The organism is Staphylococcus caprae (genome assembly GCF_002902725.1).
GTDB classification, from domain to species: Bacteria; Bacillota; Bacilli; order Staphylococcales; family Staphylococcaceae; genus Staphylococcus; species Staphylococcus caprae.
The window spans coordinates 8,144-30,703 of record NZ_PPRT01000072.1 but is presented as its reverse complement, the minus strand read 5'-3'; the positions used below and the strand labels follow the sequence as shown (position 1 = coordinate 30,703).

23 protein-coding genes are annotated in these 22,560 nt (G+C 32.2%); 6 read left to right on the top strand and 17 right to left on the bottom strand.

Translation table 11 applies throughout. From position 1 onward, the window contains the following. Nucleotides 1-226 precede the first annotated feature (226 nt). Together hemH and hemE are read right to left on the bottom strand one after the other, a co-directional pair. The gene (hemH, locus tag CD155_RS11345; protein ID WP_103213378.1) at nt 227-1,150 is read right to left on the bottom strand and encodes a ferrochelatase; all 924 of its coding nucleotides are present in this window, start codon (nt 1,148-1,150) and stop codon (nt 227-229) included. A gap of 74 nt (nt 1,151-1,224) precedes the next feature. Then, complete coding sequence (gene hemE, locus CD155_RS11340; RefSeq protein WP_103213377.1) at nt 1,225-2,259, bottom strand: uroporphyrinogen decarboxylase; 1,035 nt, start codon at nt 2,257-2,259, stop codon at nt 1,225-1,227. 339 nt (nt 2,260-2,598) lie between these two features. Here hemE and traP point away from each other — a divergent pair, with 339 nt between their 5' ends. Then, complete coding sequence (gene traP / locus CD155_RS11335) at nt 2,599-3,102, top strand: signal transduction protein TRAP (protein WP_002443532.1); 504 nt, start codon at nt 2,599-2,601, stop codon at nt 3,100-3,102. A 136-nt stretch (nt 3,103-3,238) separates the two neighbouring features. On the opposite strand, the gene ecsB is transcribed toward traP, so the two are convergent. Both ecsB and ecsA read right to left on the bottom strand, forming a co-directional pair. Continuing rightward, entirely contained in the window at nt 3,239-4,462 is a 1,224-nt protein-coding gene (ecsB, locus tag CD155_RS11330) for an ABC transporter permease EcsB (RefSeq protein WP_103213376.1), read from the bottom strand. Then, complete coding sequence (gene ecsA / locus CD155_RS11325) at nt 4,455-5,195, bottom strand: ABC transporter ATP-binding protein EcsA (RefSeq protein WP_103213375.1); 741 nt, start codon at nt 5,193-5,195, stop codon at nt 4,455-4,457. Before ecsA ends, ecsB begins: the two co-directional genes overlap by 8 nt. A gap of 131 nt (nt 5,196-5,326) precedes the next feature. On the opposite strand from ecsA, the gene CD155_RS11320 reads away from it, so the two are divergent. The 4 genes from CD155_RS11320 (at nt 5,327) to prsA (ending at nt 8,150) form a co-directional block, all read left to right on the top strand. Then, nucleotides 5,327-5,749 (top strand): HIT family protein, encoded by a 423-nt coding sequence (locus CD155_RS11320; protein ID WP_103213374.1) that lies wholly within the window; start codon nt 5,327-5,329, stop codon nt 5,747-5,749. Between the two features lie 79 nt (nt 5,750-5,828). Continuing rightward, nucleotides 5,829-6,200, top strand: a complete 372-nt coding sequence (locus CD155_RS11315; RefSeq protein ID WP_070833355.1) for a YtxH domain-containing protein — start codon at nt 5,829-5,831, stop codon at nt 6,198-6,200. Nucleotides 6,201-6,381: 181 nt separating this feature from the next. Beyond that, the gene (locus tag CD155_RS11310; protein WP_002443541.1) at nt 6,382-6,951 is read left to right on the top strand and encodes a DUF3267 domain-containing protein; all 570 of its coding nucleotides are present in this window, start codon (nt 6,382-6,384) and stop codon (nt 6,949-6,951) included. 203 nt (nt 6,952-7,154) lie between these two features. Beyond that, the gene (gene prsA, locus CD155_RS11305; protein ID WP_103213373.1) at nt 7,155-8,150 is read left to right on the top strand and encodes a peptidylprolyl isomerase PrsA; all 996 of its coding nucleotides are present in this window, start codon (nt 7,155-7,157) and stop codon (nt 8,148-8,150) included. 157 nt (nt 8,151-8,307) lie between these two features. Here prsA and CD155_RS11300 read toward each other — a convergent pair whose 3' ends face one another. The 9 genes from CD155_RS11300 to CD155_RS11260 form a co-directional block, all read right to left on the bottom strand. Continuing rightward, a complete protein-coding gene (locus CD155_RS11300) occupies nt 8,308-8,412 on the bottom strand; it encodes a type I toxin-antitoxin system Fst family toxin (RefSeq protein ID WP_037541522.1) in 105 nt (34 codons plus the stop codon). Nucleotides 8,413-8,614: 202 nt separating this feature from the next. Continuing rightward, nucleotides 8,615-9,556, bottom strand: coding sequence for a 3'-5' exoribonuclease YhaM (gene yhaM, locus CD155_RS11295; protein ID WP_002443545.1), 942 nt, complete (start codon nt 9,554-9,556; stop codon nt 8,615-8,617). Further along, nucleotides 9,556-12,492 carry an ATP-binding protein gene (locus CD155_RS11290; protein ID WP_103213372.1) on the bottom strand — a complete coding sequence of 979 codons (2,937 nt, stop codon included), beginning with the start codon at nt 12,490-12,492 and terminating at the stop codon, nt 9,556-9,558. Before CD155_RS11290 ends, yhaM begins: the two co-directional genes overlap by 1 nt. Then, nucleotides 12,482-13,678 carry a metallophosphoesterase family protein gene (locus tag CD155_RS11285; protein ID WP_070872346.1) on the bottom strand — a complete coding sequence of 399 codons (1,197 nt, stop codon included), beginning with the start codon at nt 13,676-13,678 and terminating at the stop codon, nt 12,482-12,484. The genes CD155_RS11290 and CD155_RS11285 overlap by 11 nt, the downstream gene beginning before the upstream one ends. A 384-nt stretch (nt 13,679-14,062) precedes the next feature. Further along, nucleotides 14,063-14,407 (bottom strand): YlbF/YmcA family competence regulator, encoded by a 345-nt coding sequence (locus tag CD155_RS11280; RefSeq protein ID WP_002443551.1) that lies wholly within the window; start codon nt 14,405-14,407, stop codon nt 14,063-14,065. 71 nt (nt 14,408-14,478) lie between these two features. Beyond that, nucleotides 14,479-15,609: a DUF445 domain-containing protein gene (locus CD155_RS11275; protein WP_103213371.1), complete on the bottom strand. Its 1,131-nt coding sequence runs from the start codon at nt 15,607-15,609 to the stop codon at nt 14,479-14,481. Nucleotides 15,610-15,838: 229 nt separating this feature from the next. Then, nucleotides 15,839-16,303, bottom strand: coding sequence for an XRE family transcriptional regulator XdrA (gene xdrA, locus CD155_RS11270; RefSeq protein WP_002443555.1), 465 nt, complete (start codon nt 16,301-16,303; stop codon nt 15,839-15,841). A 252-nt stretch (nt 16,304-16,555) separates the two neighbouring features. Continuing rightward, nucleotides 16,556-17,179, bottom strand: a complete 624-nt coding sequence (locus CD155_RS11265; RefSeq protein ID WP_070833365.1) for a response regulator — start codon at nt 17,177-17,179, stop codon at nt 16,556-16,558. Between the two features lie 18 nt (nt 17,180-17,197). After that, the gene (locus CD155_RS11260) at nt 17,198-18,310 is read right to left on the bottom strand and encodes a GAF domain-containing sensor histidine kinase (protein WP_002443558.1); all 1,113 of its coding nucleotides are present in this window, start codon (nt 18,308-18,310) and stop codon (nt 17,198-17,200) included. 178 nt (nt 18,311-18,488) lie between these two features. Here CD155_RS11260 and CD155_RS11255 point away from each other — a divergent pair, with 178 nt between their 5' ends. After that, nucleotides 18,489-19,316, top strand: a complete 828-nt coding sequence (locus tag CD155_RS11255) for an RluA family pseudouridine synthase (RefSeq protein ID WP_070833371.1) — start codon at nt 18,489-18,491, stop codon at nt 19,314-19,316. Between the two features lie 209 nt (nt 19,317-19,525). On the opposite strand, the gene fumC is transcribed toward CD155_RS11255, so the two are convergent. The 4 genes from fumC to CD155_RS11235 all read right to left on the bottom strand — a co-directional run bounded on the left by fumC (nt 19,526) and on the right by CD155_RS11235 (nt 22,500). Beyond that, complete coding sequence (gene fumC, locus CD155_RS11250) at nt 19,526-20,911, bottom strand: class II fumarate hydratase (RefSeq protein ID WP_103213370.1); 1,386 nt, start codon at nt 20,909-20,911, stop codon at nt 19,526-19,528. 152 nt (nt 20,912-21,063) lie between these two features. Beyond that, nucleotides 21,064-21,462 (bottom strand): hypothetical protein, encoded by a 399-nt coding sequence (locus CD155_RS11245; protein ID WP_103213369.1) that lies wholly within the window; start codon nt 21,460-21,462, stop codon nt 21,064-21,066. Between the two features lie 234 nt (nt 21,463-21,696). Next, the gene (locus CD155_RS11240) at nt 21,697-21,876 is read right to left on the bottom strand and encodes an SAS053 family DNA gyrase inhibitor (protein WP_002443566.1); all 180 of its coding nucleotides are present in this window, start codon (nt 21,874-21,876) and stop codon (nt 21,697-21,699) included. 24 nt (nt 21,877-21,900) lie between these two features. Further along, nucleotides 21,901-22,500: a 6-phosphogluconolactonase gene (locus CD155_RS11235; protein WP_070872359.1), complete on the bottom strand. Its 600-nt coding sequence runs from the start codon at nt 22,498-22,500 to the stop codon at nt 21,901-21,903. Nucleotides 22,501-22,560: the final 60 nt, after the last annotated feature.

Here is a 22,560-nt window from a genome sequence, read left to right as displayed (position 1 = left end):
TATTATTCTTAAATTTAATTTCCTCAAAAATGAGGCTGGGACATCATTGATTATCTCAGCCTCATTTAACATATTGGCAATAGAACTCCAAATTGAAAGTATTCTTATTTTAAGTTTCTCTCAATACTTGCCATCCTTGCCAAGGTGCGATAACACAAATAATTTTACTAAATGTTATTTCTGCTCCGCTCCTATTCAATATTATATATATGCTTTTAACATTATTTTAAAAATGCGCTTTAATTTCGTCAACAATGGCACCGATAAATAAAGGATCCGTATTCGGCATATCTGGACGATAGTAATTGGCACCTACTTCATCACACACGACTTTACATTCGTGGTCGTTATCATAAAGAACTTCTAAATGTTCACATACGAAACCGACTGGCGTGTAGATAAAGTTTTTAAAATGATGTTTATTGTATAAATCACGAGTAAGGTCTTGAACGTCTGGTCCTAACCAAGGTGTTCCAGTATTCCCTTCAGATTGCCAACCTTCAGCAACGTGAATGATATTGGAATCTTGTTTAAGTATCTGAGCAGTTTCATGTAATTCGTCTGGATAAGGATCATTATTACGCTCAATCAATCCTTTAGGTAAACTGTGAGCTGAAACAACTAACACCGTTTCATCATGCTCATTTTCTGGAATTTGATTCAATGTTTCATTGATTTTATCAGTCCAGTATTTAATAAATTTAGGTTGATGGTAATAATGCTTAATGTGCGTAAGCTTCATACCATATTTGTCCGCTTCCTCTTGCGCACGATCATCATATGAACCGACAGAGAAACTTGAATAATGCGGTGCTAATACTACTGTGACAGCTTCTTCAATACCATCTTCATGCATTTTCTCGACTGCATCCTCAATATACGGAGAAATATGTTTTAAACCTAAATATAATTTGAAATTCACATCATCATACGTTTCATTTAAAGCTTGAGTTAACGCTTCAGCTTGTCTATCTGTAGTCCCTGCTAAAGGTGATAAACCTCCGATAAATTCATAACGATCTTTTAAATCTTGTAGTTCTTCTTCAGTTGGTCTTTTACCGTGTCTAATATCAGTATAATACGGCTCGATATCACTCTCTTTATACGGTGTACCGTATGCCATTACTAATAATCCAATTGTTTTACTCATTGATAAAACCTTCCTTTAATTGTTAGTTATCGTTACTTAAGTAAGGTTTGGGAGACACCAAATCTTCAAAAGAACTATTTTTGAGTATATTGATGAACAAACGCGCTCACTTTTCTTAATGTTTCTGGTTTCACTTCAGGAAATACACCATGACCTAAATTGAATATATGTTTGCCACGATTCATCCCCTGGTCAAGTATTTCCTTCAAACGTGTTTCTATAACATCCCAAGGCGCTAATAATAATGAAGGATCTAGATTACCTTGCAATGTCTTTTTGACTCCCATATCATCAGCTTGTTTAATTGAAGTTCTCCAATCAAGTCCTAGCACATCTATTGGTAAATCATTCCATTCATTAATTAAGTGGCTCGCACCTACTCCGAAAAGAATCACCGGTACATCATGGTGGGCTTTAATTCCGCTGATTAATTTTTCCATGGCAGGTTTAATATAGTGATTATAATCTTGTGTGTTTAATGCACCTACCCATGAATCAAAGATTTGAATCAATTCAGCACCTGCTTCAATTTGAGCAACTACATATGTGATTGAAATATCAACAAGATGATTCATTAAAGCAAACCATGTTTCTTCATCACTATACATCATCGCTTTAGTGAAATTATAATTCTTAGAAGGACCCCCTTCAATCATGTAAGATGCTAATGTAAATGGCGCACCTGTGAATCCAATTAATGGTACATTAAGTTTCTCTTCTGTAAGAAGCTTAATCGTATCTAACACGTAAGGCACGTCACGTTTAGGGTCTATTTGAGATAACTTTTCAACATCCTGAACCGATTTAATAGGATTAGAAATCACTGGCCCTATACCAGATTTAATATCTACATCTACACCTATTGGTTTTAAAGGTGTCATAATATCTTTATAAAGAACTGCCGCATCAGTCTGATAATTGTCCACAGGCAACTGTGTGACATAAGCACATAATTCTGGTTGATGCGTAATTTCGAAAAGTGAATATTTTTCTTTTAATTTGCGATACTCAGGTTGTGAACGTCCTGCTTGACGCATAAACCACACGGGTGTGTGTGACGTTGTTTCACCTTTTATTGTCTTTAAAATCGTATCGTTTTTACTATGCACCTTCGCGTCCTCCTACATTAAAATCATTCTTATCTATAATAGCATATTGTACGCAATTTCGTATTTTATTATGCTTAAATGTCATAAAAAAGACATAGTACTTTTATTTGTAAATCCTAGTTTTATAAAGTTTAAAATAATACTTTATTTTTATTAAAAATCGGGTATTTATTTCGTGGACATTCTAATAAAGTTAAACTAAATATTCAATTATATTTTTAGTTAAATTTGTAATTTTATGAAGAATTCTATTACTTTTTATTAGAAAATCTAGAGTTTTGTTGTAGCAAAAGAAATATTATAATCGTATAATAAATTAAAATAAGGGAGGAATGTATCATGAATCTATATACATCTTATGGGACGTATGGATTTTTAAATCAAATTAAACTTAATAATCCTGATCATCAACTATTCCAATTCTCAGCATCTGATACTTCAGTCATTTTAGAAGAAACAGATGAAAAATCTGTTCTCAAACATCCAAGCTCTTATAATGTGCTTTATAGTGTTGGAGATTTTAATGAAGATCATTTCTACTGTGCAATGTTTATTCCTTCTTCTGAGGATCATAGTAATCAATTAGAGAAAAAGTTATTGCATTTAGGTGCACCATTTGAATCATTTGCTGGATTCAAAAGTTATCGATTACTTAGACCGTTAGAAGGTAATACTTATAAAATTTACTTTGGATTTGCGAGTCGCACTGCTTACGAAGATTTTAAAGCTTCTGATATTTTCAATGATAATTTCTCAAAAGTGGCTTTAAGTCAATTCTTTGGTGCAAGCGGGCAACATTCTAGCTATTTCGAAAGATACTTATATCCAATTGAAGAACAGTAATAACATAAAATAGCTTTAGACAGCGTTGTCCAAAAATAATAGCAGTAAGATGATTTCAATTAGAAATCTTCTTACTGCTTTTTTTAATTCAATACTTCGCTTATCTTTAAAAAATGGGCTTGTTGCCCAAACTTTTTTAATCTCTTAATAGTGTCTCTTGGTATTTCAGTTTCTTCACAGTACTTCTAATCGTTAACCACCCTACTATAAAGAATACGATTGCGAAAAAGAATAATGCAGGATGTTTAATCACGAATGCAATGGTAAATATCGTTCCTACTATGATCATTAGACGATATAAAAATTGTTCATATCCTTTAATCACTTTTGTGTCAGGTACTGGCCACACTTGAGGCCATAATCCATAAGCTTGTTGTGTATAAAACTGAGACATTTGTAATAAGGTAATATACATAAATAAGCTTCCTATTATTATAGAAACGAAAGGATTAGATAGCCATATCATTAGCACTAAAGCAATGATGACTAATCTCAGAATGATACTAAACGCATCTCTCCCTCTCACAAAGCTTCTCACAAATAAGAATAAGTACATACGATTCTCATTAAACTTCTTACCTTTAGGTTTAGAAAGTAAGAAATCTAAATAACTTCTTCGTACTGCAGTTGCTCTTAAATGTTTCACATCCGTAAACATATTTACGAATTTATAATAATTTGTGTGATGTTGTTGCTCTATCGCTATCATTTTCTCCCATGGATATAATTGCTTTTTGCTTTTCATTTTCAAAATAAAGAAAAGACCAACTAAAATAAGAATAAAAATAATCGCCAAATAATTATGAAATCTTAAAGTTAAATAATACGTTAAAGCAAATAATACAATTAAAGTTAAATTAACAGTCCACGTCGATAATTTCAATTTCAACCATTGCCACTTAACCAATAAGCCTATATAAGGAAATATTAAGGCACTTATAGCAAATGCAATGTAAAATCCAAAATGATGGTTATTTAATTTATAAAAAAGTGGAAATAGCACAATAATAAGTATGATTTGCAAGAAAATTCTAGCACTATAGCTATAAATTAAACTTACTTTCATATAATCTTTCATATGCTTTTCAAATGGTAATAGAAAAATTCTATCGGCGTCTTTCAATAATGTACGTATTGGAAATAATGATATAAAAGCTACTACTATACTTGAGAATAAAGCATAATCAATGTGTTTAGGAATGTGCTGTAGCCATTCACCATAACCAAAAATAAACGCGCCTAATAAAATAAGTAAAAACACAGTAAAGTGACCGTTAAATATAAATTTATTATAATAGCTTTTTTCTTTACGAATCGCCTTGTATCTTTTATTGAACAAGGTTAATGCTTCATTAGTCATAGGCATTGCCACCTTGTGTCACATGGATATAGATGTCATCTAACGACTGCTCTTTTAATCCTGTTTGTTCGCGCAATTCTTCAAGATTGCCGAATGCCACCACTTTTCCATGGTCTAAAATAATAAATCGATCACAATAGCGCTCTGCAGTAGCTAATATATGTGTACTCATTAAAACCGTGCGATTTTCATTTTTCTTTTCTACCATTAAATCAAGCATGGATTGTATTCCTAATGGGTCTAAACCTAGAAACGGTTCATCAATGATATATAATTCAGGATCGACGATAAATGCGCATATAATCATTACCTTTTGCTTCATACCTTTAGAAAAGTGACTAGGAAACACTTTTAATTCATTTTCTAATCGAAAAACCTTTAATAACGGGTCTGCACGTCGCATAGCCTCTTCTCTACTTAAGTGATAAGCCATTGCTGTCATTTCAATATGTTCTTCTAGCGTCAATTCTTCATATATCACTGGTGCTTCTGGTATATAAGATAATTTTCTTCTATAAACTTCAATATCATCATTAATATTTGTATCTGAAATGGATAAAGATCCTTCCATAGGATTCAGTAATCCTAGCATGTGTTTAATCGTTGTACTTTTTCCTGCTCCGTTAAGACCTATTAAGCCAACAATTTCGCCTTTATTCAATTCAAAATTAATATCTTTAATCACAGGTCGTTTGCCATATCCCCCGGTAAGATGTTCAACTTTTACTGTCATAAGGCACCTCCATGCCAACTATTGTACCAAAAAAAGTGCTTTAAACCTAAAATTAGCATTGCTATGATGTTGTTTTAAATGTAGGAATGCTATAATAATGACTATCACATGTTATAGAGGAGTGTCGTGCTATGTCAGAAACTATTTTCAGTAAAATTATTTCTGGAGAGATTCCAAGCTTTAAAATTTATGAAAATGATTACGTTTATGCCTTTCTTGATATTTCACAAGTGACTAAAGGTCATACCTTATTGGTACCAAAAAAGGCTTCAGCAAATATTTATGAGACAGATGAAGAAACAATGAAACATATTGGCGTAGCTTTACCAAAAGTAGCAAATGCGATTAAAGCTGCTTTTAACCCGGATGGCTTAAATATCATACAAAATAATGGAGAATTTGCAGATCAATCTGTCTTCCATTTACACTTCCATCTTATTCCAAGATATGAGAATGATATAGATGGCTTTGGTTATAAATGGGAAACTCATGAAGATACAATTGATGATGAGGCTAAAAAAGAAATCGCTGAACAAATTCAAGCACAATTTTAATAATCATGCATATTCCTTGTTATACTGGGTATGATAAAAATAATACAATTATCCGACATATAAAGTGAGGAGAATAAGAATGAAAGTCACAAGAATATTATTTGGCTTAGGTGTAGGTGCTGCAGCTGGATTTGCAGTCGCTTTAAGAAACCGTGACGACCATAGTGTAAAACATAATACGATTGATGCTAGCCAACCCACTGGTGCACAATCAGAACTTGAACGTGAAATTGAGAATATGAAACAAACATTTAACGATATTCTTAATTATGGTTCACAAATCAAAAATGAAAGCGTTGAATATGGTAGTTCAATTGGTGATGAATTTAAAGACTTAATTGGTAACTTTAAATCAGATATCAATCCTAATATCGAAAAACTACAATCACATATTGAGAATTTACAAAATCGTGGAGAAGACATTAGTAATGCTTTCTCAAAAGATAAGTAATTAACGCGAGCTATGGGTCAAGCCCATAGCTTTTTTAATTTCAACTATAATTCACGCATAAACACAAATGATATTTAAGCGCCTTCTTTTTATCAACGTCTATACTTATAAGGCCTTGACTATTCTCATAAAGACGTAGATAATACGTAACGAACATTAACATAGAGATGAGGATTAAATTATGTTTTTATGTACTCGACAAATTGATATTCATGCGAGATTCGGTATTCAGAGAATCACATTTATAAGTATTGTAGCTACAATCATCACTTTTTTAGTCAGTTACGAGATCATGTATTATTTCTCTAACACACCACTCTCTGACAAACACTTTCTGATTTTATTATTATTTATCGTACTCATGTACCCTATTCATAAAGTGATGCATTTAGTTTTCTTTTTACCATTTTATAAATCGTTTAGAGTTCATAAATTAGTAAATAAAAAGTGGCTTCCATATTTTAATACATATGTGAATACACCTATCCATAAAATTTATTATTGTATTAATTTAATTTTACCTATTATTGTATTATCTGGCATATTCATATTATTGAGTATTCATTTCCCACAGTATGGTCATTACTTCATGTTCTTACTTTCGTTAAATATTGGGTTCTCAATGATGGATATTTTATATTTAAAAATATTGCTATTTTCAAATGATGGTCATTATGTCGAAGAACATCAGTCTGGGCTACATATTTTAAATAAAGTAAATAATCCTCGTGCCACTAGAACATCTCTTTAAAAAGTATTTAAACATTCATTTGTGAATTTGTATTGAATTTTCATAAATATAAACATAGTATTCAATTTAGAACATTATAAAATTTAGTTCATTCTCCCCCTTTCCTAGTCATACTATAGTCTTAGGAAGGGGGTTTCTAATTGGTAGTCATTCAATAATATGTTATATTTACGATGATTAATACATAAAGGAGCTATCAACTTATGAAATTAATGAATAAAATTATTGTTCCCGTAACTGCTAGTGCACTGTTACTAGGTGCTTGCGGTTCTAACGCAACTGAATCTAAAGACAACACGCTTATTTCTTCAAAAGCAGGTGATGTAAAAGTTGCTGACGTAATGAAGAAAATTGGTAAAGAGCAAATTGCGAATACTTCATTCAATATCGTTTTAAACAAAATCTTAGCAGATAAATATAAAGATAAAGTGAATACTAAAGATGTTGATGAAGATATTAAAAAAGAAGAAAAACAATATGGTGGTAAAGATCAATTTGAAAGTATGCTTAAACAACAAGGTATGTCACTAGATGATTATAAAGAACAGAAAAAACTTTCTGCCTACCAAAAACAATTACTTCTAGATAAAGCAAAAGTTTCTGATAAAGAAATTAAAGATGACTCTAAGAAAGCTTCTCATATTTTAATAAAAGTAAAATCAAAATCTAGCGATAAAGAAGGCTTATCTGATAAGAAAGCTAAAGAAAAAGCTGAAAAAATCCAAAAAGAAGTAGAAAAAAATCCTAGCAAGTTTGGTGAAATAGCTAAGAAAGAATCAATGGATAGTTCTTCAGCTAAGAAAGATGGTTCATTAGGTTATGTCATTAAAGGTCAAATGGTAGATAGCTTCGAAAAAGCGCTATTTAAATTAAAAGAAGGTCAAGTTTCTAAAGTAGTTAAAACAGACTACGGTTACCATATTATCAAAGCAGATAAAGAAACAGACTTTAATAAAGAGAAATCTAATCTTAAAGAAAAAATTATTGAACAAAAAGTACAGAAAAAACCTAAATTATTAACTGATGCTTACAAAGACTTACTAGATGATTACAAAGTTGATTATAAAGATAGAGATATTAAAAAAGCTGTAGAAGATTCTATCTTAGACCCAGATAAAATCAAACAACAACAGCAGCAACAACAATCATCTCAAGGTGGCGCGTCAGGCTCTTCTGGTTTAACAAGCAGTGCTTCTTAAAACTTACTAAACGTTGTTAAATGGTTTAAACTTTTGCATTTAAGCGTTAAAGTGTTATACTATAGTTAACAAAGATATCAAGCGTATATGCACCAAATCCCCTCACTATGCCAGTAGTGAGGGGATTTTTTATGGTGTGGCTATTCTTGTGTGTCGCCTATTTACGTTTACCGTTGCGGTTGCGTAGCCAATGCGCAAATAATGCAACGATACAACCACTTGTTGCTGTGGTCATGATGTGTACAAAGATATCAAAAAGCATATATGCACCTCCTTCCCTTGTCATATTGACGCCTGAGAAGAGAAGATAGGCGACTTATATATTATAACATTGAACTTTCTTGGATTAAATTTGAAATAAAAAAAGTGCAAAGCTTCTTTTCTATGTCAATAATGATTTAGTCAAAAAATTGATGTGAATTCGTACCATTATTCATAGGAAAGCTTTGCACTTCTACTTCTAATTAATCTAAACTTGTTGGATTGTAAAATTGTCTATTTTCCAAACCAAAAATTCTTTCAGTAAATTGCCCTTTGTCTGTTTTCTTGAAGGCTTTCTCAAACATGTTCATTTTAGCATCGATATTATCAATAAAGAACAAAATTTCAGCTTCTTTTAAATGTGGTAATTTAGGTGATCCAAATTCCATTTTACCGTGATGCGCTAAAATCATATGTCTTAACAACATCACCTCTTCACCTTCTATACCTAATTCTTTAGCTGATTCAGCTACTTCATCACTAGCGATAGAAATATGTCCAAGCAAATTACCTTCAACTGTATAAGTTGTTGCAACAGGACCACTTAATTCTCTTACCTTTCCTAAGTCGTGTAAAATAATCGCACTGTATAATAAGCTTCTATTCAACAACGGATATATATCACAAATCGACTTAGCTACACGTAACATTGTTAATACGTGATAACTTAAACCGCTCGCAAAGTTATGATGATGTGAACTTGCAGCAGGATACGTAAAGAAACTATCTTGATATTTCTTTATTAAATGTCGTGTAATGCGCTGTAAACTTGCATTTTCAATTTCTAACATAAAATGAGAGAGCTCTTCTTGAATTTCCCCGGGTGTCATAGGTGCGCCATCAACAAAATCTTTCGTTGATAAGTTATCTTCTGGTTTCGCTAAGCGCACCTGATTCACTTTCATTTGTTTACGACCACGATAATTAATCACATCACCTTTAACGTGAACAATTTCCTCAGGTTTTAATGTTTGCATATCTTCTTTGGTCGCAGTCCATAATTTAGCTTCTATATCACCACTTTTATCTTGAAGGTAAAGCGTCATATAGTCCTTACCTTGTGCAGTTACACCTTGTGTTGCACGGTGAATCAAGAAAAAGTGATCAACTGAATCGCCGGGATTTAAATTCTCTACATTTCTCATTATTTCCCGCCTTCCTCTAGTTTATTTAAAATAATCATTTCTTTAGATGGAATCATATTATCTTTAGTGCAAGTGAAATAAAGCACTTGATAATTTTTAGATAAATCTCTTAAATAATTTAACATTCTTTCTTTTCTATGTTTATCAAAATGAACGAATGCATCATCGACAATAATTGGGAAAGGATAATACGGTTTTAAAACTTTAATTAAACTAATTCTTAAAGCAACATATAACAACTCTTTAGTAGATTGACTTAATTCCATTGGTTCAAATACTTGTCCGTTGGCATGTTTAACGCGAATCGTATCATCTTCTGAATAATTGATCATCGTATAAGCATTATTAGTTAAGTACTTAAATATTGAAATTGCTTCATTAATAACTTGAGGTAAACGCTTATCTTTAATTTGTTTAATATGTTCCTCTACTAAGTTTTGTAGATAACTTAAGCTTGCCCAATCTCTCGCAATATCGTTGAGTCTATTTTTCAAGCTATAATATTCATGTCTTAAATGCGCTAATGTTGTATCTGTTTCCATATGATTAATTTGAGCATTTAAATCACTTACCTCAGCTTGCATCTCGAGATATTGATCATTATATTCATCAACTTGTCTAGCTAAAGTACTATCTTCCTCATCTAATTGAGCTGTTGTTTTTTCACTTAATTTTGAGCTCATTTCGTATGAATAGTTTTGATTCTCAAGATATTTTGTTAAATCATTAAAACGATTTAAATTATTATGATACGTTTCATAGTCTTGATGATGCTTATAATAGCTTTCTTCATCTTCAACACTCACATGATTAAATAATTCCTTAATGACACTGTTGTTTTCATTTAAACGCGTTTTAAGTTGTTTAAGTTCACTTGAGAGTAATTGTGTTTCATCTTGATTTTTACGCCAACTATCGTTATTTTCTTCAGCGTTTTTCAACCACTGTTTAACATCATGGAAGAATGACATTTTATTAAAATAAGTAAAATGAGATTGTGTAACATCTTCAGCATGTTGGTAAAATTGGTCGATTTCACTAACTAGTTGTGTGCGCTTCTGATTTAACGCTTGTACGTATTTATCATGTGATTTAATATTCCCCATTGTCGTAATGCTATCGACAATAAGTTCATCAGAAATCTTAGGAGATAAATGTAACTCTTCTTTTACTTTATCGATACTTTCAGTTAATGAATGAAGACGATGTTGTGCTTCGTTCATCGTTTGATTTAAATAGTTATGTTTTTCATCTAACATTTCTTTAGTTTTAATAGCATTTTGCCATTGTTCACGAATACGATGCTGATGATCTAAATCAAATTCTAAATCATAGTTGCTTTCAAGTTGATCGAGTTGATTCTCTAAGTCATTAATTTCTTGAGCCATTGCTGTACTATAATCGACATCTTTAGTTTTTGATAGGAAAATACCTACAATAAAGATGACAGTCAGAATTGCAAAAATAATACCAAATATCATATTTGCTGTTACAAATGAAAAGACAGTAAGTGCCGCACCAATCAGTGCTAGTACTATAAATGAAATTCTCAATAGTTTCTGACGTTGATTTTTACGAACCTGTTCTTCTTCAAATGATTCTTTTAATTTTTCATATAAATTCTCTTTTTCATGAAGTTCCAACACTTGTTGTGCGTATTCTTTTTTCTTCTCAAATGTTTCTTCAGGGACTAAATCATTTTCAAGTTGATCGAGCTCATTGGTATTGGAATTACGTTCAATTTTATTATCTTCAATGCCACGCTCTAATTGTAAAATATAGGCACTTTGTTCTTGCTTACCTCTAATTTGTTCACTTACATGACTTTTCATTGCTTCAGAACTGTCCACTTCATGATGAGGTTCATTCCATCCTATATTTGCTTGTAGACTGTCCTTCTCTCGCTGTTTGTCGGAAATATCTTTTTCAATTGAACGTAGTTCATATTCTTTTTGTTTAATTTCCTCTTCTTGTTGATACAGTCCATTAAACGCATCGATATCTTTCTGCTCTACAGGATGAATGCTTTCAGCGTCTTTATTTAATTGCGCTAAACGTTCCTCTCTAAGACCAATATCTCTTTCTAGTGACTGCTTATGAGACTTCGCAGTTTCATATCGATCTATGCCCTTTTCAGGAAAATGGATAGGCTGAATATTAAGCACTTGTTCTAAATCTTTCCATTCTTGAGTTTGATCATGAAGTGCCACTTCTTTTTGTTTAGCTTCATGCATCTTAGACAACTGATTTAAGTTTTGTTTCAAATGCTCTAAACGACGTGAGGATTTGTCTTTTTCGTCTACTAATCGATGATACGTATCTAATTTACTCTCTTCTTCACGTATTTGACTTTCAAGTTGTTTAAGTTGTTCTATCTGCTGATTAATAATTGGATTCTTGCCTGATTTCTTGTATAACTCGTCCTTTTTATGACCAATTGTGTCTCTCATACTTGTGAATTCAGTAGATCCAAGTGCACCCGCTTGTAATAAATAATCTTGTAATTGCTTTTCATCGAGATTACGGTGTATGTCTTGCAGACCTAATACATTAAATGAGAATATACCTTGATATGTCTTTTTAGAAATATAATTTAATTTCTTATTAAGCCAAGCCTCATCACGCACTGTACCGTCAGCGAGATATACCTTAACATCGCCTTGTGCACTACCTTTGATTCTTTCTACTTCAGCTTCTATACCATCATCAAATATTAAGGCTAATTTTCCACCGTATTGATTACCTAAACGTGGCTCAAGTCTAGGCTCTTTAGACTTTTTAGTAGGGAAACCAAATAAAATAGAATGGATAAATGCTTGTACAGTTGATTTACCTGCCTCATTTTCACCAAAAATTTCAGTGAATCCTTTATTAAAATTGATTTTACGCTGAACAAATTGACCATATCCATATATTTCAAGCGATTTAATTATCATTTTGTTCACCTCTCAACTCATCTTTTAACAGACTTTCCGCATGATTGACTAATTCAGTTCTATCAAATTCTGTATAATCATCTAAGAATTTTGAAGCTCTTGGATTAAGATACAAGTCACTCATAGCAGAATTAAATACTGACGCATCTTCTAATAAATCAGAAGAAAATTCATTCACAAGAGGTGATTCATCATTTTGAACATATTGAATATTTAGATCCTCTATGAATACGAATTGATTTTCATTTTCTTCAAATTCTGTAATCATTTCTTTCACTTGGATAAGATCTTGAGGGGCAATGGTATCTTCACTATTAACCATTACCTTTAATCGATAGAACGCTTTACCCTCAGGTCTTACCTTGTCTTTGAATGATTGAATGTCCTCATATAAACCTTGTTTAGAGGTATGATCTGTATTGATCGTGGCCTCTTCAAATTTAATATACTGTGTAGGATAAAATTCTGTAGTCAATTTGAGATGGTCACCCTCTATGAGCAAACATCCTTTTTCTCCTAGCTCGTTGAAATGTCTCCCTTGGATATTACCTGGATAGTTAATCACAGGCATATCACTTAATTGTTCACGTTCATGAATGTGTCCTAACGCCCAATAATGATAGAGGCGACTATTTAAATCTTCTAATCGGAATTCAGTATAGCGATTATTTATAGACGATTTGCTATAAGTGCCATGTAGAACGCCGATATGTATTCCTTTTTGTCCTTGACTTGAAGGATAGGAATCAATTTTATTTTCATAACTCGTATCATTCTGATAACTAAATCCATGTATAAAAATGGTTTCCCCGTCTTTAGTGATGGCTTGATAGGTTTCTACTTGATTCGAAAATACAGAAACATTGTTAGGCCAATTTGCAGATATTTTTGAAGTCAAAGGATCGTGGTTTCCATGACATACGTATACAAATATTTGCTCTTTACGCAATCTTTCAAATTGTTCCTTTAGGAAGACTTCCGCACGGAGCGTACGATTCTCATTATCAAATAAATCACCCGCGATAATGATAAAGTCTACTTCTTTTTGTAATGCTAAATCTACAATATTTTTAAAACTTTCATATGCACTTTTTTGAACATCTTCAAATATTTTAGGACTCAAATGACTTTTAGATTTGAAGGGACTGTCTAAGTGTAAGTCGGCACAGTGTATAAATTTAACCATAAGTTTAATTCTCCTTAGAAAAGCCGTAAAGTTAAAAGATATAATGCAATTTGAATGTACTTCAATTATTGATAAAAATAAAAAAAGTTAGCATTAAGATAGATGAATGACAATAAATTAATAAACTATGTATCATGAAAAATAACTTTACTTTATATTTAATTATTTTACCATAACACTTAAAGTTCAGTCGACGACTAAGAGTATCATTCATTTGAAAATTAAGCGTCATATAATGGAATTGAACTGAATACGATATTTAACTCAAATGATGGTTCCTAATCATATGAAAAAAGCCTTAGAAAGATTATAGTCATAACCTTTCTAAGGCAAATATTAAGTCTAGAAGTTGTATCTTCCAAACTAAATCTAAAGACTTATCAATTAGTCAGCGTAAATTTCATCTAATGGTTTTACGATGATTTGGTTGATTTCTTGGAATACTTGGCTCATTTTTTGCTCAGCATTCATTAGTTCAGAGATATTTTCATCTTTTTCGATTTCTTGAGCTTGTTCTTGAGCTTTTTGTAAGTCTTCTTCAGGAATTTCTTCACCTTGCATTTGTTTTTGTTGGAAACTGATTTGAGTTTCACGGAATTCATCAAATAATTTTTTTGATTCTTCGTTTTCTTTAACTTTTGCAAATGCATCTTTAATCGCTTTATATTCGTCACTGTCTCTTAAAGCTTGTTCTAATTGATTTGCATAATCATATAAATTTACTGCCATAGTTCATTGCACTCCTTTGAGTTAATTTGTGTTTTAACCACTCACAAATAACTTTAACATATATGTCACCGTTAGACAAAGATTGCAATCACACCTTGGAATAAACCGATAATACCTCCAAGAATAAAACCTAATGACATGATTAATTTTAATTCTTTATTGGCAATTTCTATAATTAAATTTTCAATATAATCTAATTCGAACGTGTTAATTTGATCTTCGATGAGTTGTCGTAAATTAATCTTTTGCATAATTTTTGTAAGATGTTGAGAAATATTATGCACAATGACAGATGTTATTTTAGTTGCTGCTTCATTTTCCAAATAACCAATCAATTGAGGTGCTAATTCGCTTATAGGTATTCGTACTTTATCATTCAAATTCATATACGATAAAACAAGTTCACTTGTTGACTTGGAAATATTTTCAAATTGTTCTTTATCAATTAATTCAATTAATGTTTTATTCTTTAGCGTCTCATATTCGTTTCGAATCACTTGATTAATAATCGTACGCGCTTTCGGATGTTGAGTAAGACGAATCAATTCATGCTGTATACGCTCCGCGATACTTTCCTTTGTCATAAACATTTGTAGAAGACCTACTATTTTTCCCTTTTCCTGGAAAAAGGTATCCAGCATATCGTAAATATCATGCGCACCTTTATCTGAGTTTAAATAAACCTTTGCTCGTTCACATAATAAATCCGCTATGTCTTCTACTTTATGGTCAGCTAATTCGATAAGTTCTTTGGGAAGCAAATGGTGTATTGTTTCGTGTTGATGATTATAATAGAAGGCGTTCAATTGCCCTTCGATTGCGGGGCTCATCTTTCCATCTATCACTTCATGAATATTAATGTCAAAGTACTGTGCAAAATTTTCAATTGTTGCATCTTTACCTTTGAGTTTATGAATTTGTGTAAGAACTAAATCATGAATCGCGTCTCTTGATTGAGGTTGGTTGAGTTTCTCGCGAATCATTTCCTCTGTAATTAAATGGTCTTCAATGACTTGGCCTATTTTATTCGCAATCTCATCTCGTCGTTTGGGGATTAATCCAGGTGTGAATGGGATTCGCATTTTAAAAATATAATATGGTTTAAATGGGTGGAATAACATTCGTATTGCGATAACATTTGTAATACCACCGATTAAAGCGCCAATAATGGCCATAAAAACAATAATTAAAAAGGCATGCATATCCTTGACTCCCTTGTATCAATTTAAAATGTGTTTCGATTATAACACCATTTAACCTTTCACTCGTGCTATTAAACTTTGACTTAAACTAAAATAATAAAAATAAAACGATGAAATCAAAAGATTGAGTTCATCGTTACGTGTAAATATTATTATCATAGCGTTCATCTATCATTTTAATAAAGTGACTAAATCGTTTCTAGATTCTACTATCACTTTTCAAAGAGAATTAGATGTGTACTAATTCTTCTTTAGCATTTCTATTGAAATATGTTTCTGCTTCTCTCATTTTAGAAGTACCGAAGATAGGTTGTTTATCAGCATTTAACACACGGTAAATATTGCTCACTTTATTGCTTTGTAAAATAAAGCCATTACGTGTTTCGATTGTATTCCAATAAATATCGCTTGTTGTTGCGTGATTTGGATACGCACAATGATTTCTTGAAATCGTTTGTACGATTTCTAAAGGATCACATCCAAATGTGCTATTTAATACATCTGAATCTCTAAATAATGCACAAATTGATACACATGTCGTCCAGTTAGGTAAAACTCTTTCTTTTTCAATTTGTACTAATGTTTTCTTTGAAAGGCCAATTGTTTGGGCCATTGTATCTTGCGTGTAACCCGCTTCAATACGAACCATTTTAAATTTTGTCTGAATTAAATCTGTGAAACTCTGTCTATCCATTCTATTTATCTACCTTTCTAATTGGAAATATTTTATCCGGACACAAGAAATTGCAATTATACACATTTCTTGAAACACAAATTACATCTTAATATATTTTTAATAAAAATAAAAGAGTGAATCGTGTTTTTCTACCTATTTTTATTAAAGGCAAAATTATCAAAATAATTAAATATTTACATTTAACGGTATCCGCTCAACTTTAATTTGAATTTTAAATTGAGTACTAATAAATTGAACTTTTTATGACAATTAAATTAATTTATTTTCCATCGCATAAATTGCTGCTTGTGTTCTATCCGTGACTTGCAACTTATTAAAGATATGACTGACGTGTGTTTTGATAGTCTTTTCCGAGACAAACAGGGTTTGAGCAATTTCTTTATTCGTCTTCCCTTTCACCATTTCTCTCAAGACCTCTACTTCGCGCTTGGATAATTTATTTGTAAAATGAGGTTTCTTAGATACGGCTTCAATTACATTTTTAGCTTCTGGGTGAATAATACGTTCACCGTTTAAAACTTTATGTATCGTTTCAATAAGTTTCTGTGGTTCGACATCTTTCATCTCATACCCATCTGCGCCTTTATCGATGGCTGAAATCACATGTTCGTCATCCACGTAACTCGTTAATACTAATACTTTAATTTGTGGATATTGTTTTTTTAGTATTTCTGTAATCTCTATCCCGTTCATTTCCGGCATAACTAAGTCTAACAATACGATGTCAGGTTCTTCATTTTCCTTTAAAAATGATAAGAACGATTGCCCGTCAGAAAAGCCTTTGACTACTTCTAAATCTTCAACTGTTGAAAGTAAAAATTCTAATCCTTGTCGTACGATATGATGATCATCTACTAATACTACTTTATGCATAATGTTTCTCCTTTTTAATTACTTTAAAGGTATCCTAATTGATATCGACGTACCCTGTTGAGGCGTTGAATTGATGTCTATTTTACCATCCATCGCATGTGTACGTTGCTTAAGGTTCTTCAAACCATTAGAAGTATTATCATTGATTGAGTTAAGGTCAAATCCCTTTCCTGAATCAACAATTTGAATGATTAAATGTGCTTTATCTTGTGTTAAATGCAAGAATACTTCATTGGTATCCGCATGCTTTCGAACATTATTCATTGCTTCTTGTATCATACGATAGACATTTTCTTCAATATAATTGGATAAATCAATCAGACCATCAACATGCACTTCTAAATCAAGATTTAAGACATGGCTATAGTTATTTAAAGCATGCACCAGCCCATGTTCTAACCCGACAGGTTTTAACTGCCATATCAGTGCTCTCATTTCATTCACAGCATTTTGACTTGTTTCTTCAATTGTTTTAAAGGCCTTTTTAGAGAATTCATCTTCAGTCATACCTTGAGCTGCATGGGCAGTTAATTTTAATGAGAATAACATCTGATTGACCGAATCGTGAAGATCACGTGCTAACCTATTCCTTTCATTAATTTTAGCCGCCTCTTTCTCTCTATCCGTAAGTAAAATACGTTTAATTGCAGAACCGATTTGAAATGCTACGGACTCCAGTAATTCTAAATCTTCTTCACTATAATGTTGTTTGTTCGAAGAAGCGACATTGAGTAGTCCAAATTGTTCTTCACCGGAACGAAGAGGCACAGTTGCATGATGCGTAATACCTTCCGTTTCTTCATGATATGCACGATTTGCTAAATTAATTCTCGAACAATTGATGATATTAGAAGCCTTCGTTAGCTTCCTATTATGATATGCCTGTACACACCAACAGCTTCCTTCTGTCATATAATGGCACTCTTTTTTCGATAATGCACCAGGGAGGTCAACTGCTGATACAAGTTCATGCTCACCTTCCTGATTGATGAAGAATATCCATCCTGTAGTGAAGTCACTACCATCTATCAGTGAACGTAAACCCCCATGCATCATGCTATACATTTCAGTTTCCTCATTAAGAAACTCTGCTATTTCCTTTAGCAATGCGAGTCTAGTTGGCTTCTCCATTTTATCGCCCCAATACTTTATCCATATTATTTACATTATACATGGGTTCGCTTTATTTTAAAAATAGAGTTAAATACATCATTGAAAAGTGTTTGAGGAATCATTTTTCAAAAAATAAACATGATATAGAGAATAAATAATTTGTGATATGATGATATAGAAACTATAGGAGGATATTATGAAATTTACGATACCTGAACAATATAATGAATATACGTTAAGAGAGATATTTCAACAATTGAAACTTCCTAAGAAGGATTTACATCAGCTGAATATGTCAAAAGAGATAAAAATCAATGAGCAACAAGCTAAATTAACTGACAAAGTTGTCACTGGAGACGAGGTCATTGTGCCCACGCCAGAAGAAAAAAGTAATTATTTACCTAGTTATCGTTACGCACAAATCTATTATGAAGATGATGATTTAGCCATCGTTATGAAACCTAAAGGTGTTAAAACGCATCCTAATGATTTAAAAGAAAGTAACACTTTAATGAATCACATTATTTATACGATAGATAGTGACTATGTTGAGCCAATCCATCGTCTTGACCAAGAAACAGTGGGCTTACTGATTGTAGCAAAGAATCCTATCATGAAGAAAATATTGGATAGAATGTTAGAAGATAATCAAATTACGCGTGTCTATAAAGCAAATGTAAAAGCATTGTTGCCTATTAAACCACAAACGATAGATATGCCTATTGGTAAGGATAAATTTCATCCTAATAAACGCAGAATTTCAAATACTGGCCAACGTGCGATTACACATATCTTAAGTTCTCAAATGATTAAAGAAGGCGTCTGTCAACTTGATATTAAATTAGATACGGGGCGTACACACCAGATACGTGTACACTTGGCTGAAATAGGTCATCCTGTCATTGGGGACCCTCTGTATGGCGATTCTACATTACGCCAATTAGAATTAAACAGTCATCAAATCGAATTCATTCATCCACTTACACGCGAACTGATTTCAGTAAGTTTAGATGATAAGAAATAGTTGAGGATTGAAACTCGATACCAAAATAAAAGGCTGAGACATAATTAAATGTTTCAGCCTTCTTTAACATATTGGCAGTAGATGTCTGAATTGAAAGTTCACTTATATCAAGCTTCTTTCAATCCTAGCCATCCTTGCCGAGGTGGGACAACGAAAATAATTTTGCTAAATTATATTTCTGTCCCTCTCCCTAGTTATTTAAATGAATTTTAGTGAGGATCAACCATATCTTCTGGTTTAATCCATTCTTCAAATTGTTCTTCTGTCACATAGCCACTATTAATAGCTGATTCTTTTAAAGTTAAACCTTCTTTGTGAGCTTTTTTAGCAATTTGAGCTGCTTTTTCATAACCAATATGAGGGTTAAGTGCAGTAACTAACATTAATGATTGATTTAAGTAATTATTAATGTTCTCTTCGATTGGCTCAATACCTACAGCACAATTATCATTAAACGTTTGCATACCGTCAGCTAATAAATAAATTGATTGTAGCGTATTATGGAGAATAACTGGTTTAAACACGTTCAGTTCAAAGTTACCTTGTGAACTTGCGAAACCTACAGCAGTATCATTACCCATCACTTGTACTGCTACCATCGTTAACATTTCACATTGAGTAGGATTAACTTTACCCGGCATGATAGATGAGCCAGGTTCATTTTCAGGAATAGAAATTTCAGCTAAACCAGCACGTGGGCCTGAAGCTAACCATCTCACATCATTAGCTATTTTCATTAAATCGCCAGCTAAAGCTTTAAATGTGCCATGTAATTGAACAACTTCATCATGGGCTGTCATTGCATGGAATTTATTTTCAGATGAAACAAATGGATAACCTGTATTATCTGAGATGAATTTTGCAACTTTATCACCAAATTCTGGATGCGCGTTAATACCTGTACCTACAGCTGTTCCACCAATAGCTAAGCTAAGGATATGTTTTTTAGATTCGCTTAGCAATTCTTCACATTTGTCTAACATGTATCGCCAACCGCTGATTTCTTGGCCTAATTTAATTGGTGTCGCATCTTGTAAATGTGTACGTCCAATTTTAATGATTGATTGATATTGGTCTTCTTTTTCTTTTAATGTATCACGTAAGTTTTTAAGTGCTGGTTCTAATTTTGTTTCAACTTCATGATATAAAGCGACATGCATAGCTGTAGGGAATGTATCATTAGAACTTTGTGATTTATTAACATCATCATTTGGATGAATTGATTCATCACTATTATGTTCTTTTAAGTATTCATTTGCTACGTAGCTGACAACCTCATTCACATTCATGTTACTTTGTGTACCACTACCTGTTTGCCAAACGACTAATGGGAAGTGTTCATCTAACTCTCCCTTTAAAATACGGTCGCAAGCATATACGATTGCATCTTTCTTTTCATCACTTAACTTACCAAGTTCATGATTGGCTAACGCAGCACCTCTTTTTAATTGTGCAAACCCATAAACGACTTCAATTGGCATACGTTCTTTACCTACTGGAAAGTTACGTTTACTTCTTTCAGTTTGAGCACCCCAATATTTATCTCCAGGTACTTCAATTTCTCCAAAAGTATCATGTTCAATTCTGACTGACATACATTTCTCTCCCCTTATTGTCTTTATTTATTTGTAGTATAGCACTATTTAATTTAGATGGGCAACGATGAGGTGAAACGTTTACATAATAAAAATGACCCTAATTACTTTGCTTATCTACTAAAATAATTAAGGTCTCAACTATGTGAAATTTAACAATGTTTATATTTAGTTTTAGTCGCTTGAACAATCGCAATTGCTAATAATATGAATAATATAGCGCTTATTACTATTGTGACAGGACTAATTTGGACTAAAAATCCTAAAATGCCAGTAAGTCGGCTATAAAAATCATTCAAGGTATAAATCAGTATACCTGTAATTGCTAAACAACAAATGACGCTAATGATTACACCAGATTGATTACTTTTAATAAACGTTTGTGCACTCACGTCATCTACTAATCCTTTAGAGAGATTAAGTTGTAATTGCACAATTTTAAAAAGTAAGGGCAAGTATAATGCTCCTAAAGCAAGAGGAAAGCCTTTGACAGAGATTAAACTTATAATCACAGTCGCTATCATTAAATGTATCCAATATTTTCCTAGCATATTTTAAATCTCCTTGTGTTAATCACTATTAAGTATGATATCACAATTGTGATTGATGAGGGAGATAAGCATGGTACAAAGTTGATTGGTGACATAAATTTTCAAAAATAAAAAAACTGAGATGTATTTAATGATCTCAGTTTCCTTAAACATTTTGGCCAGTAGATGGTGAAATTGAAAGTGTGCTTATAACAAGCTTCTTACAATTTTATCCATCCCTGCCCCATTATCAAATTATTTATCTTGTAGGTCGGAACGTACGTCTTCATCGTGAGATTGATTCAGTTTGTCTTCGTCATTCTCTTCTGAAATTTGCTCCATTTCTTTACCTAATTCTTTCAAATCATCTAAATCTGTCACCATTGCATTTTCTTCTTCATGATAATTCAATTTAGATTCTTGTTCTTTAGCCATTGTTTTCCCCCACAATCTCTATGGTTAGACAAAACGTGCTGTGAAGTACTCTTTAACGTCTTCAGGTAAACCTGCAGCCGCTTCTTTATCTAAGATAACATTAACCATACGATGTGCTTTTAAATCTGCTGGTTCATAACTAGATTTACCATTTTCACGATATAATTTCTCAATCACATCACGTTTATTGCTACCAGTGACTACTAAGAAGATTTCTCTAGCTTCCATTAAACCTTGTCGTACGCTAACATCTAATTTGCCATTTTCATCGATAGAAAGAACTTGAAGGATTAATTTTCCTTTATTTTCTTTCGTTTTCATTTTATCTGAGATAAATTCAATTGCATCTTTTTCATAAGAGATTGAATAAACTTGACTTTCAGGTACTCCTAAAGCTTCATAATAAGAGCGATTGTCGTCATAATCTAAGATATTGATTTGACTAAAGTCTACAGCGTGTGTATCAACGTTTTTCTTAAGTTCATCTAAAACAGGCGCTTGGTCCTTGTCTAAATGAAATCCTGCAATTGTTGTAGGATTATTATTAAATTGTTTACGAATAATATCAGCAGCGTATTCTGCTACTCTTTCATTATTATCAAATACTTTAAAGTTCATTGCCATATTCATTACACTCCTCTAAGTTTGCTCTTTACATAGAATGATTGATATTAATTTCAAATA

Coding starts and splice junctions, on each gene's coding strand:
- hemH (WP_103213378.1), bottom strand. CDS start 1,150: ATGAGTAAAACAATTGGATTATTAGTAATGGCATACGGTACACCGTAT.
- traP (WP_002443532.1), top strand. CDS start 2,599: ATGAATCTATATACATCTTATGGGACGTATGGATTTTTAAATCAAATT.
- ecsB (WP_103213376.1), bottom strand. CDS start 4,462: ATGACTAATGAAGCATTAACCTTGTTCAATAAAAGATACAAGGCGATT.
- ecsA (WP_103213375.1), bottom strand. CDS start 5,195: ATGACAGTAAAAGTTGAACATCTTACCGGGGGATATGGCAAACGACCT.
- CD155_RS11320 (WP_103213374.1), top strand. CDS start 5,327: ATGTCAGAAACTATTTTCAGTAAAATTATTTCTGGAGAGATTCCAAGC.
- CD155_RS11315 (WP_070833355.1), top strand. CDS start 5,829: ATGAAAGTCACAAGAATATTATTTGGCTTAGGTGTAGGTGCTGCAGCT.
- CD155_RS11310 (WP_002443541.1), top strand. CDS start 6,382: ATGTTTTTATGTACTCGACAAATTGATATTCATGCGAGATTCGGTATT.
- prsA (WP_103213373.1), top strand. CDS start 7,155: ATGAAATTAATGAATAAAATTATTGTTCCCGTAACTGCTAGTGCACTG.
- CD155_RS11300 (WP_037541522.1), bottom strand. CDS start 8,412: ATGCTTTTTGATATCTTTGTACACATCATGACCACAGCAACAAGTGGT.
- yhaM (WP_002443545.1), bottom strand. CDS start 9,556: ATGAGAAATGTAGAGAATTTAAATCCCGGCGATTCAGTTGATCACTTT.
- CD155_RS11290 (WP_103213372.1), bottom strand. CDS start 12,492: ATGATAATTAAATCGCTTGAAATATATGGATATGGTCAATTTGTTCAG.
- CD155_RS11285 (WP_070872346.1), bottom strand. CDS start 13,678: ATGGTTAAATTTATACACTGTGCCGACTTACACTTAGACAGTCCCTTC.
- CD155_RS11280 (WP_002443551.1), bottom strand. CDS start 14,407: ATGGCAGTAAATTTATATGATTATGCAAATCAATTAGAACAAGCTTTA.
- CD155_RS11275 (WP_103213371.1), bottom strand. CDS start 15,609: ATGCATGCCTTTTTAATTATTGTTTTTATGGCCATTATTGGCGCTTTA.
- xdrA (WP_002443555.1), bottom strand. CDS start 16,303: ATGGATAGACAGAGTTTCACAGATTTAATTCAGACAAAATTTAAAATG.
- CD155_RS11265 (WP_070833365.1), bottom strand. CDS start 17,179: ATGCATAAAGTAGTATTAGTAGATGATCATCATATCGTACGACAAGGA.
- CD155_RS11260 (WP_002443558.1), bottom strand. CDS start 18,310: ATGGAGAAGCCAACTAGACTCGCATTGCTAAAGGAAATAGCAGAGTTT.
- CD155_RS11255 (WP_070833371.1), top strand. CDS start 18,489: ATGAAATTTACGATACCTGAACAATATAATGAATATACGTTAAGAGAG.
- fumC (WP_103213370.1), bottom strand. CDS start 20,911: ATGTCAGTCAGAATTGAACATGATACTTTTGGAGAAATTGAAGTACCT.
- CD155_RS11245 (WP_103213369.1), bottom strand. CDS start 21,462: ATGCTAGGAAAATATTGGATACATTTAATGATAGCGACTGTGATTATA.
- CD155_RS11240 (WP_002443566.1), bottom strand. CDS start 21,876: ATGGCTAAAGAACAAGAATCTAAATTGAATTATCATGAAGAAGAAAAT.
- CD155_RS11235 (WP_070872359.1), bottom strand. CDS start 22,500: ATGGCAATGAACTTTAAAGTATTTGATAATAATGAAAGAGTAGCAGAA.